Source organism: Fusicatenibacter saccharivorans (assembly GCF_015557635.1).
Lineage (GTDB): Bacteria > Bacillota > Clostridia > Lachnospirales > Lachnospiraceae > Fusicatenibacter > Fusicatenibacter saccharivorans.
The window spans coordinates 14,871-27,122 of record NZ_JADNOP010000007.1 but is presented as its reverse complement, the minus strand read 5'-3'; the positions used below and the strand labels follow the sequence as shown (position 1 = coordinate 27,122).

At 46.7% G+C, this 12,252-nt stretch carries 10 protein-coding genes; 9 read left to right on the top strand and 1 reads right to left on the bottom strand.

Going from position 1 to position 12,252, the window contains the following annotated elements:
- Positions 1–21 precede the first annotated feature (21 nt).
- The 4 genes from I2G42_RS16810 to I2G42_RS07370 all read left to right on the top strand — a co-directional run bounded on the left by I2G42_RS16810 (position 22) and on the right by I2G42_RS07370 (position 4,306).
- Entirely contained in the window at positions 22–153 is a 132-nt protein-coding gene (locus tag I2G42_RS16810; protein WP_278311623.1) for a DUF1016 N-terminal domain-containing protein, read from the top strand.
- Positions 154–485: 332 nt separating this feature from the next.
- Positions 486–2,168 carry a phospho-sugar mutase gene (locus tag I2G42_RS07380; RefSeq protein ID WP_055226282.1) on the top strand — a complete coding sequence of 561 codons (1,683 nt, stop codon included), beginning with the start codon at positions 486–488 and terminating at the stop codon, positions 2,166–2,168.
- Between the two features lie 126 nt (positions 2,169–2,294).
- Positions 2,295–2,855, top strand: coding sequence for an RNA polymerase sigma factor (locus I2G42_RS07375; protein WP_055226283.1), 561 nt, complete (start codon positions 2,295–2,297; stop codon positions 2,853–2,855).
- On the top strand, positions 2,852–4,306 hold the full coding sequence (locus I2G42_RS07370; RefSeq protein WP_055226284.1) for a serpin family protein: 1,455 nt from the start codon (positions 2,852–2,854) through the stop codon (positions 4,304–4,306). Before I2G42_RS07375 ends, I2G42_RS07370 begins: the two co-directional genes overlap by 4 nt.
- Positions 4,307–4,367: 61 nt before the next feature.
- Here I2G42_RS07370 and I2G42_RS07365 read toward each other — a convergent pair whose 3' ends face one another.
- Positions 4,368–5,063, bottom strand: coding sequence for a hypothetical protein (locus tag I2G42_RS07365; RefSeq protein WP_055226285.1), 696 nt, complete (start codon positions 5,061–5,063; stop codon positions 4,368–4,370).
- A 201-nt stretch (positions 5,064–5,264) separates the two neighbouring features.
- On the opposite strand from I2G42_RS07365, the gene I2G42_RS07360 reads away from it, so the two are divergent.
- The 5 genes from I2G42_RS07360 to I2G42_RS07340 all read left to right on the top strand — a co-directional run bounded on the left by I2G42_RS07360 (position 5,265) and on the right by I2G42_RS07340 (position 12,198).
- On the top strand, positions 5,265–5,711 hold the full coding sequence (locus tag I2G42_RS07360; RefSeq protein ID WP_022461451.1) for a MarR family winged helix-turn-helix transcriptional regulator: 447 nt from the start codon (positions 5,265–5,267) through the stop codon (positions 5,709–5,711).
- Positions 5,712–5,756: 45 nt separating this feature from the next.
- On the top strand, positions 5,757–8,078 hold the full coding sequence (locus I2G42_RS07355) for an ABC transporter ATP-binding protein (protein WP_195530907.1): 2,322 nt from the start codon (positions 5,757–5,759) through the stop codon (positions 8,076–8,078).
- On the top strand, positions 8,071–9,924 hold the full coding sequence (locus tag I2G42_RS07350) for an ABC transporter ATP-binding protein (RefSeq protein ID WP_055226288.1): 1,854 nt from the start codon (positions 8,071–8,073) through the stop codon (positions 9,922–9,924). Before I2G42_RS07355 ends, I2G42_RS07350 begins: the two co-directional genes overlap by 8 nt.
- Positions 9,925–10,168: 244 nt before the next feature.
- Entirely contained in the window at positions 10,169–10,885 is a 717-nt protein-coding gene (locus I2G42_RS07345) for a LytR/AlgR family response regulator transcription factor (protein WP_022461302.1), read from the top strand.
- A 131-nt stretch (positions 10,886–11,016) separates the two neighbouring features.
- Positions 11,017–12,198, top strand: coding sequence for a GHKL domain-containing protein (locus I2G42_RS07340; protein WP_330611288.1), 1,182 nt, complete (start codon positions 11,017–11,019; stop codon positions 12,196–12,198).
- Positions 12,199–12,252: the final 54 nt, after the last annotated feature.

Below are 12,252 nucleotides of genomic sequence, written 5' to 3'. Positions count from 1 at the left end.
GGATAGAAACTCGCACCACTGGTGCGAGAAATTAGTTGGAACAATAATATTATCATTATGGAAAAATGCAAGGATAACTTGCAGCGGGAATTTTATATTCGAATGACAAAAAGATATGGCTGGACGAAAAGAGTTTTAGCTAATTCTGTCTGAAAACGGCGGATAGAGTCGAAAAAAGAGAAAAAGAATCGGTAAAATTTTGCTTAAATTACCAAAAATAATTGCTGTTTTGGGACAGTTATGGTATATTATGACTATACATACATTTATGTGGCGCTACATGGGGACATAAGAGTGAGACATAAAAGAAAGGTAACTATTCAGAACCCCATCTCGATTCCGCTTGCGCTGCATCTCGATGTTGCTTCTCGCCATATGAAATTCCAGAAAACCGCGCATTCATGCAAGCATGATTCACGATTTTCTTCTCTTTCGCATGGCGCTGAATAGTTACAAATAAAGAATAGAACAGGAGAAAAAAAGATATGTATCTGGAAGAGTATAAGAGATGGCTGGCAGCTGATCTGGAAGACGCAGATCTGAACCCGGAGCTGGCACGGATTGAAGGAAACGATGAGGAGATCAAGGACCGTTTTGCTGTATCTCTGAAATTCGGAACCGCAGGACTTCGTGGTGTACTTGGCGCAGGAACAAACCGTATGAATATCTATGTAGTGCGTCAGGCAACACAGGGCCTTGCAAACTGGGTAAAAACACAGGGCGGAAACCAGACCGTAGCCATCAGCTATGACAGCCGTATCAAGAGCGATGTTTTCGCAAAAACAGCAGCAGGCGTTCTGGCTGCAAACGGAATCAAAGTCAGAATTTACGATGCACTGATGCCGGTACCGGCACTTTCCTTTGCAACCCGTTACTATAACTGCAATGCAGGTATCATGGTAACTGCATCCCACAACCCGGCAAAATACAACGGCTACAAAGCCTACGGCCCGGACGGATGCCAGATGACCGATGATGCTGCAGCAATCGTATACGCAGAGATTCAGAAAACCGATATCCTGACCGGCGTAAAATATATGCCGTTTGCACAGGGAGTAGAAGAGGGACTGATCCGTTTCGTCGGCGATGACTGCAAGAATGCACTGTACGAAGCCATCGAATCCCGTCAGGTTCGTTCAGGCCTCTGCAAGACCGCTGGACTGAAACTCGTTTACAGCCCGCTGAACGGATCTGGTCTTGTACCGGTTACCCGTGTATTAAAAGACATCGGCATCACTGATATCACCATCGTTCCGGAGCAGGAGTATCCGAACGGATACTTCACCACCTGCAGCTATCCGAACCCGGAAATCTTTGCTGCACTGGAAAAAGGCCTGGATCTTGCAAAAGAGACCGGCGCAGACCTGATGCTGGCAACCGACCCGGATGCAGACCGCGTTGGTATCGCCATGAAATGCCCGGATGGAAGTTATGAGCTGGTAACCGGAAATGAAGTCGGCGTTCTGCTTCTCGACTACATCTGCGCAGGCCGCATCGAGAAAGGCACCATGCCGGAGAAACCGGTTGCTGTCAAATCCATCGTATCCACACCGCTGGCAGATGCTGTTGCAGAGCACTACGGCGTGGAACTCCGCAGCGTTCTGACCGGATTCAAATGGATCGGCGATCAGATTGCAAACCTTGAGGCAGACGGCGAAGTAGACCGCTTCATCTTCGGATTCGAGGAGAGCTACGGATACCTGGCTGGCCCGTATGTAAGAGATAAAGACGCAGTCATCGGCTCCATGCTGATCTGCGAGATGGCAGCTTACTACAGAAGCATCGGAAGCTCTCTGAAACAGAGACTGGAAGAGATCTATGCTGAGTACGGCCGTTACCTGAACAAAGTAGACAGCTTCGAATTCCCGGGTCTGAGCGGAATGGACAAGATGGCCGGCATCATGGATGGCCTCAGAAAACAGCCGCTGACCGAGATCGCAGGTTCCACTGTTGTCAAAGTAACCGATTACGAGAAACCAGAAGAGACCGGACTCCCATCCGCAAACGTTCTGATCTACAAACTGGCAAACGGTGAAACCGTTATCGTCCGCCCGTCCGGAACAGAGCCGAAGATCAAAGTATACTACACAACACTTGGTAAGGATCTGGCAGAGGCAGAAGCAGAGAAAGAAAAACTCGCAGAGGCTTTAAAACCGATTCTGGCATAAAGAAAACAAAAAAGAATAGAAGGGCGTGGCTTCGGCTGCGCCCTTTTTCGAACCTGAATTTTTTTTCGAAAAGTGTAAGATTTTCTGCAGAACAGCGTGATGATAGATGAAAGGGGGAAGTTCCATATGGAAGATGAAAGAATTGTCCTGCTGTATTGGGACAGAGATGAAGCTGCGATCAGCGAATCCTCGATGAAATATGGTGCATACTGTACATCTATTGCACAGAATATTCTGCAGAATCCGGCGGATGCAGAAGAATGCGTCAATGACACCTGGCTTCATGCGTGGAATGCCATGCCGCCGCACCGGCCGTCTCTGTTATCGACATTTCTTGGAAAGATAACAAGAAATCTTTCGTTTGATCTGTATAGAAAAATGCATCGCGGAAAACGCGGAGGAAGTCAGGTTGATGCGGTGTTGGACGAGTTGGAAGAATGCGTTTCGGGGAAAGATAATATTGAGCGGCAGTGGGAGATGAAAGAACTGATCGCGGAGATCAATCAGTTTCTGCAGAAGCTGCCGGAGGAGAAACGATGCATGTTTGTCCTGCGGTACTGGTATGTGGACAGTATCAGCGAAATCGCGGGGCGTCTGGGCAGAAGCGAAAACTATGTTTCAGTTACGCTGAACCGGATCCGTGGGAAACTGCATACACACTTGACGGAAAGGGGGTTCGAAGTATGAAGAAAGAAGAACTGTTTGAAACACTGAGTGACCTGGATCCTGCTATGGTGAAAAAGGCGCGGGACTATCAGCGTTCCCAAGGGGCTGCATGGAAAAAATGGACGGCCGCGGCAGCCTGCGCGGTGATCATCGGCGGAGCTGTGCTGGGGGTTACGACATGGAGAAATGGACAGGAGAGTTCGGCAGTCCGTTACCCGTCGGGGCTAAAGACGGTTATGGCAGCTTATCCGGCATCTGTGGCGCAGACGATGGATGCACAGGAATTTATGGAAAGTGATGCGCACTGGGACTGGTGGAATTCCTACAGGGAACTGACGACAAAATCAGCGGAACTGCAGTCGGGAATGGATGCGTATTATCAGAAACTGATGGAACAGATGCTGGTTTCCGATAATGAAAATACCGTCTGCTCGCCGATCAATCTGTATATCGCGTTTGCGATGCTGGCGGAAACTTCGGATGGAAATACGCGGCAGCAGATTCTGGATATGCTTGGTGCGCAGGATATGGACACCTTACGGAAAAATATTTCTTCGCTCTGGAAAAGCAATTATGCAGACACGCCCGCGCTGAAAAGTGTGTTGGCAAATTCGCTGTGGCTGGATGGTGAGGAAACATACAATGACACAACGCTGCAGCGGCTGGCGGAACAGTATTATGCATCGACCTTCCGTGGGACTCCCGGATCGGAAGAGATGAATCAGGCCCTGCGGACGTGGACGGATGATAATACCGGCGGACTTTTGAAGGAATATACAAAAGACATGGCGATTGCCCCGGAAACGGTATTTGAACTGGTATCAACCATCTATTATAAGGCGATGTGGAGGGAAAATTTCTGGGAAGTAGATACAGAGAAGGAAACCTTCCACGGAGCTGCGGGAGATACCACTGTGGACATGATGAAAAAAACGGAATGGATGGATGTCTACCAGGGCGAACATTTCCGTGCAGTCAGCCTTAGCCTTCAGGACAGCGGCTCCATGTATTTCCTGCTTCCGGATGAAAATACCGATGTCAATGAACTGGTATCGGATCCGGATCTGATGAAGGTTATACGGCGGGATGAAAGCAGTGATAACTGGTATTCCCCTATGGTGAACCTGTCTGTTCCTAAATTTAAAGTATCGGAAAAAACAGACCTGATCGAAACGGTGCGCGCACTAGGTGTAACGGATGCGCTGGATACGGATCTGGCAGATTTCAGTCCATTAACAGGGGACAAAGAGAATTTATACCTGAGCAAAGCAGATCATGCCGCCACGCTTGAAATCGACGAAAACGGAGTAACCGGAGCAGCGTATACAGAACTCGGCATTTCAGAAACCGCAGCAGAAATACCGGACGACGAAATCGACTTCGTACTGGATCGTCCATTCCTGTTTCTTGTCACGGGGCAGGACGGATCGATTCTGTTTTCGGGAGTTGTGAGAAATATAGATGGGAGATAAAATTATATTTTGAAAAAGGAGCGGAGTCCGGTGTGGGTTCTGCTCCTTTTTGAATGGAGAATTATGAAATATACTTATTCGGCACAGCCAAAAACTCTTCTACATATTGTTCCAGTGCCGCAAGCAGTTCTTCAAGCGGAAAGACCTTCAGATCCTGCGCGGCTTCCGGCGGGACGGAGAGGAAGTGATGGAGGAGGTCAAGTACCTGTTGGACGTTCTCATACTGAATTTCTGCGATTCCGGGGTTCGTGACGTTAGGATTGAGATCGAGCGGGATGCAATAGCAGTCGACAAGATATGTATTCATTCGTGTATAGTCCCCGTAATAATACTCCTCCGTGAGATATCTGGAAAAAGGAATGGATGTCCGCGATTTTTTGATATAAACCGTTGCAATCTCATCTCTCATATCTGTAATTTCCCCATCCGCATTATAAAATTCCACAATCTGCGGAATGAAATCCTTAAAAAATTTCCGGTCAATATAAAGATGAAAACAATATCCAAGTGCGCTCGAATCTGGCAGAAGTGAACGGTATTTCGCTGTAAACCGTGTAAGATCCGGGAATACCATCATTTTTTCGCGGTAAAGCGGATCGCGGAAATGGGAGGATTCTTTCTGCTGCGTCGCATCCGGCAGAAGATTTCCGATTAGAAAATCATTTACCGATGAAATCGGATATGGAAAATCCGGGTGGGACGGGAGGTGCTTTAACAGCATTTGGGCTGCGGTGAGATGTAAAATAAAACCTGGCATGGGAATGAAGGTGTCCTTTCGTATTTGCTTCTAATCTAAACAAAATGGCAGCGTTTGTCAAATTCTATTTGAGTGGCGTAAATTCTAAAAAAAACATAAACACCGGCAGATTTCTTGACATAGAAATTTGCCGGTGTTATTATTTAACACGCGTAAATAAATAACACTGTTAAGTATTTGCGGCAAAAGGAGGGGGAAAACATGAAAGATGCATTTGAAAAACTGTTTCGTGCGGTGCACCAGTTTAAAAAACTGAACGTATCAGACTTGATTCCGGGACTCAGCAGTTCCGAATTTTCCGTTATGGGTGCGATTTTGCAAATGGGAGAAAACGGAAAAATTACAAGCTCAGAGCTGGCGGCGAAGACCAAAACACTTCCGCCGGCTGTGTCGCGCACACTGCGCGGACTGGAGGAAAAAGGATATGTAGAGCGGAGCGTTGACAAAAAAGACCGCAGGAATACATATATCAGTCTGACAGAGAAGGGCTGGAAAAAAGGGGAAGAGGTACGGGACAGAATGCAGGACTTTGGCTGCTCTGTGATGTCACAGTTAAAGGAAGAGGATATAGATCAGCTGGTTGCTTATCTGGATCGTATCTATGAGATCGCAGAAAAAGAAATTGACACCCGAAAACGACAGAATTAGTGTGCCGGCAAGCTGGTACACAAAAAAAGACAGAAAGGGGAAAAAATGAGTAAGATTTTCAAGAACATGATCCCGTACTGGAAATCGATTCTCGTGATTCTTGTGCTTCTGTTTGTCCAGGCGTGGTGCGACCTGTCGCTCCCGTCGTACACATCCGATATTATTGATGTGGGCATTCAGAACAGTGGTGTTGAGCACGTTACACCGAAACGAATCACAGAGGAAGAATTTCAGACGGCCGAGTTCATCATGACGGATGATGAGGCAGACTTGTGGGAAAGCCTTTATACGAAAAAGGACGGCTATTACGAACGGAACAAAGCTTCTGAAAAAGAACTTGATGAAGCAGACGATACACTGACCGTTGCACTGCTGATGAATTACCAGATGGGTGCGATGGAGGAGGATACCTTTAAACAACTCATGACACAGCAGACCGGTCAGGGTGCGTCGGTGTTTGAAAACATGACGATTGAGCAGATCGGCGAGATGATGCATGTGGAGCTGAAGAGCTTCCAACAGGAAAAAGAGGATGACGATGGAAACAAAGTCAAAGTCACCTGTGTGGATGTCCGTCCAATCTTTGCAGCGATGCTCGAGAGCGGACAGATGGATAAAGACACCGTGCTCTCGATGCGCGACAGCATGGAAAAAACGCTTGATACGATGGGAAGCTCCCTGGTAAAATCGATGGGCATTGCGTATGCAGTTTCCGCAGACAAAGCGGCGGGCCTCGATCTAGACCAGATTCAGAAAACGTATCTTCTGACCGCAGGCCTCAAGATGGTCGGCATGGCACTCCTGATGGGTGTGGTAACTGTTCTCGTCGGACTGTTTGCCTCCCGCGTCGGCGCCGGAATCGGCCGCGATCTGCGCGAAAAAGTATTCAAACGGGTTGTCGGATTCTCCAATGTGGAGATGGATCAGTTCTCCACCGCATCGCTGATTACCCGAAGCACGAACGATATCCAGCAGATCCAGATGGTCTCCGTCATGGTACTGCGAATGGTTGCCTACGCACCGATCCTTGGCATCGGCGGTGTGCTGAAAGTCATGAAAACGGGAGCCGGTATGGAATGGATCATTGTTCTTGCGATCATCGTCATTCTCGGCTACGTGATGCTGCTTGTCTCCCTTGCGATGCCGAAATTCAAGCTGATGCAGAAACTGGTCGACAACATCAACCTCGTATCGCGTGAAATCCTGACCGGACTCTCTGTCATCCGTGCGTTCGGAAGAGAGGACAAAGAGGAAGAGCGCTTCGACGGTGCGAATAAGGAACTGACCAAAACAACCCTGTTCACCAACCGCGTCATGACCTTTATGATGCCTGGTATGATGATGATTATGAACGTGCTGACCGTCGGAATCGTATGGGTCGGTGCACATAAAATCGATGCCGGCACGATGCAGGTCGGTGCAATGACTGCATTTATTACCTACGCCATGATGATCGTCATGTCTTTCCTGATGCTGACAATGATGTCAATCATGCTGCCGCGTGCCGCTGTTGCCGCCGGCCGTATCGATGAAGTCATTCAGACAGAATCCTCCATTCAGGATGTCAAAAATCCGGAGCAGCTGGAGGTTCACAACGGAGTTGTCCGCTTCGATCACGTCAACTTCCGTTATCCGGGCGCCGAGGAGGATGTGCTGCATGACATCGACTTCGTTGCCGAGCCTGGCAAGACGACAGCGATCATCGGAAGCACCGGCTGCGGTAAATCGACGCTGGTCAACCTGATCCCACGTCTCTATGATGTGACGGGCGGAAAGATTACGCTCGATGGAAAAGATATTCGAAACATTACGATGAAGGATCTGCGCGATGAGATCGGTTTCGTGCCGCAGAAAGGTGTGCTGTTCTCGGGAACGATCGCATCCAACCTGCGCTTCGGAAAAGACGATGCGACGGATGCGGAGATCGAAAAGGCAGCCGCAATTGCGCAGGCAACCGAGTTTATCGAGGCAAAAGATGACAAATACGAAACCGCGATTGCACAGGGCGGAACGAACGTATCCGGCGGACAGAAACAGCGTCTGGCGATTGCGCGTGCGATTGCAAAAGACCCGAAAATCTTTATTTTCGACGACAGTTTTTCTGCACTTGACCTGAAAACGGATGCGGCGCTTCGAAAAGCACTGGCGGAGAATGTCAAAGACAGCACCGTGATCATCGTGGCACAGCGGATCAGCACGATTCTCCATGCGGAGCAGATTCTGGTGCTCGATGACGGAAAAGTAGTCGGAAAAGGTACGCATGAGGAATTGCTGAGAAGCTGCGAGGTTTACCAGGAGATTGCGAAATCTCAGCTGTCAGAGAAAGAGCTTGGACTGAAGGAAAGTGAGGTGGCTGACCATGAGTAATGAAATGAACCAGCAGCCGCGCAAAAGAGGACCGATGGGACGGATGGGCCGCGGCATGCAGCCGGGCGAGAAGCCGAAAGATCTGAAAAAATCGATCAAACAGCTCGCCCAGTACATCGGAAAATATAAAATTGCGATTTTTATCGTTATGATCTGTGCCGCATGCTCGACGGTGTTCAACGTTGCCGGACCAAAGATTCTCGGAAAAGCTACGACCGCACTGTCCGAGGGACTGATGGAAAAGATCCGGGGCACAGGAAGCATTGATTTTGCAAGAATCGGAACGATTCTGCTGTTTGTACTTGGCCTGTATCTGATGAGCGCCCTGTTCAGCTTCATCCAGGGCTGGATTATGACCGGCGTTACCCAGAAGGTATGCTATCGTCTCCGGAAGGAAATCTCGGAGAAAATCAACCGCATGCCGATGAAATATTTTGAGAGCCGCACCTATGGCGAAGTGCTCTCACGTATTACCAACGATGTCGACACACTGGGTCAGGGACTGAACCAGAGCATTACCACAATCATCACATCCGTGGCAACGCTGGTCGGCGTTCTGATCATGATGCTGAGTATCTCTCCGCTGATGACGCTGATCGCACTTGTGATCCTGCCAATTTCTATGGGGCTGATCGGACTGGTGACGAAGAAATCCCAGAAATTCTTCCGTGCCCAGCAGGAATATTTAGGCCACATCAATGGTCAGGTTGAGGAGGTTTACGGCGGCCATCTCGTCATCAAGGCATTCAACCGCGAGAGGGATACGATCGAAGAGTTTGAAAAAACCAACAATATTCTTTACGATTCCGCATGGAAATCCCAGTTTTTATCCGGTATGATGCAGCCGATTATGATGTTTGTCGGAAATTTAGGCTACGCCTGCGTGGCATTGACCGGCGGACTTCTGGCGATCAAAAACGTGATCACGATCGGTGATATCCAGGCATTTATCCAGTATGTGAAAAACTTTACCCAGCCAATCCAGCAGATTGCGCAGGTGATCAACATGGTACAGTCGATGTCGGCGGCATCCGAGCGTGTCTTTGAATTCCTGAACGAAGAGGAAGAGGATCAGACCACGGAAAATCCGGCGGACATTGAGACGGTAACAGGAGCAGTAACCTTTGACCATGTACAGTTCGGATACAATCCGGATCAGATCATCATCCATGATTTCTGTGCGAAGGTAAAACCGGGTCAGAAAATTGCCATTGTCGGCCCGACTGGAGCAGGAAAAACGACAATGGTTAAGCTGCTGATGCGTTATTATGATGTAAACAGCGGAGCCATTCTTCTGGATGACCACAATATCAGGGATTTCAACCGCAGAGAGCTTCGCGATGCCTTTGGTATGGTGCTGCAGGATACGTGGCTGTTCAAGGGCAGTATCATGGAAAATATCCGCTACGGCCGGCTCGATGCCACGGATGAGGAGGTTATTGCAGCGGCGAAGGCTGCGCGGGCACACCATTTCATTCAGACCCTGCCGGGCGGCTACCAGATGGAGCTGAATGAGGATGCAAGCAATGTATCCCAGGGACAGAAACAGCTTCTGACGATCGCAAGAGCAATTCTTGCAGACAATAAGATCCTGATTCTCGATGAGGCGACCTCATCCGTTGATACCAGAACAGAGATCGAGATCCAGAAAGCAATGGATAACCTGATGAAGGGTAGAACAAGCTTTGTCATTGCCCATCGGCTGTCCACGATTCGTGATGCGGATCTGATTCTTGTCATGAAGGACGGAGATATCATCGAGCAGGGCAACCATGAAGAACTGCTTGCGAAGAATGGGTTCTATGCAAACCTTTACAATTCGCAGTTTGAGGATATAGTTGCGTAACAGCCTTTGCGGGCGATATAAATTTATTGTAACAACACCTGAGTTGGCAAAACGGTTCAGGTGTTGTTTTTTTTCGAGGGAAAATCTCGTTACATTTTCCCGTCAGGCAAAAAAGCTCTCAGAGCAGAATGATCTGATGTTTGTCCCAGATCATTCATGTTATCCCAGGTTACTTGAGAGAAAAGAAAAAATTTGGTATGCTATTGAGAAGTAGAATCTTCGATAAGAAGCACGGGGGAAAATAATGAATTTAATTTTATGTGATGATGATAAAGTGTTTTTAAATAAACTGGAAATCAGAATTCGAGGTTTATGTCAGAAACATAAGATTGCAGTGAAAATGGAGTGCTACGTATCTGCGAAGGAGATGCTGGAAGGAATCAAAAATCTTGATGAGATTTCTGTTTTTTTTATTGATATTGATATGCCGGAAGTGAATGGATTTGAGGTTGCATCGTATCTGAAAAAGTGGAACAGGGAATGTTGTATTGTGTTTGTATCAAATAAGGATGATCTGGTGTTTCAGTCATTGGTGTATCATCCATTCTTTTTTATCCGCAAGGCACATCTGGACGAGGAATTGGAGCCGCAGTTGCTGGAACTGCAGAAAAAGGCAGGAAAGAAAGTTCCGCAAATAGAACTGCAGACAGGGCGTCAGAGTGTAAAACTTGCATTGCGTGATATCTGGTTTGTGGAGAGCGAGAAGAACTATCTGCTTTTTTATCGGGAAAAAGATACGAGGGACGAGGCGATTCGTGTAAGAATGAAAATGTCAGAAGCGGAGAAAAAACTGGAAGCGCATAAATTTGTAAGGACACATAAAGGATATTTGGTTAACATGAACTATGTATATCGGTTGCGCGAAAAAGAACTTCTGCTATTGAACGGGAAAAGCATTCCTGTCAGCAGAAATTATCTGAATCAGGTTCGAATGAAAATTATGGGAGTGGTGATGGAATGAGTGCAACATTTTGGAAGGTTTTTGAACTTACGATTTCTGTTTTGGAAAATATGCTTCTGCTGGGGTTTTGTATGGATTTCATGCAGCAGCGGCCGAAAGGAAAACGGGGGAAATTTTTATGGTTGTTCGCGGTGCTGGTCGGAATGATTTTTCCGGCGCTGGAAAAGTATCCGGCGATTTATGATCGATGGGAATTATGGCTTACATTGCTCTGGCTGTTTGGATATCTGGCAGTGAGTACGCGGGGCAGTATTCTTCGAAAAATCATTGCTGCAGTAGTTGCGAGGGAATTAACGACGTTTGTGAATACAGCAGTTCTTTTTGGATGCAGTTTACTTCTACAAGAGAGTGTAGCATCTTTTATTCAACAACAGGATATCGCGAGAATTGCTACTGTTCTTTTGACGAAAATCTTATATTTTTTTGTGGGCAAAATTTTAAACGGCCTTCTTTTTGAAAGAAAAAATCTGGTGAATTGGCAGTGGATTGTTATAGGATGCAGTCTTGTATTTTCAACCGTTGCGGGAAAGACATTGATTACCTTGTCCAGAGATTTTCCGGGAATCCAGATGCAGGAACAGAAATTAATGCTGCTGTGCGTGTCCTGTATCTGGCTGATGTGCTTGATTATGTACTTTGTAGTACAGCAAATGAGCAAAGATAATCAAACAAAGCTAGAATATGAACTGATGAAAGAAAAAGAGAAATATTCAAAGGAAAGTATGGAAATTATTACGAGAAGTAATGAAGAATTACGAGAATTTAAACATGATTTGAAAAATTATCTTTTACCTCTGCAAGAGGCAATGGAGACCATGCCGCAGTCGGAAATGGTAAAGGTATGGGAAAAAATTAATCAGAAAATTGAAGATGTGCAGACACTGATTCAGACCGGAAACAGTTATGTGGATTCTATGATTAATACAAAAATTACTCTTGCGAGAAGTGAAAAAGTAGATGTGAAATGTACGATTCTGAGCAAAATGGAAGGAATTGATGATTTGGAGTTTTGCACTGTGTTTGGAAATCTCATGGATAATGCGATTGAAGCAGAGCGGAAAGTTACAGGGAAGAAAGAAATTATAATTTTTGTAGAGGAAAAAATGGGATATCTTCGGTTGGAGATTCAAAATAAAATAGAGAAATCTGTTTTAAATGAAAATTCAAGTTTGAATACGACGAAGAAAGATACAAGCAGCCATGGGATTGGGCACAAAAGTGTAAAACGGACGATGCAAAAGGTAGGTGGCGCGTTAAAGTATTATGAGACAGGAGATTTGTTTTGCGCAGAGGCAGTGTTTCCGATAAAATAAGATAAAACGTAATAAAAAAGACTTTGTTTGTATGAAGGAAGCAAAAAGAATGCG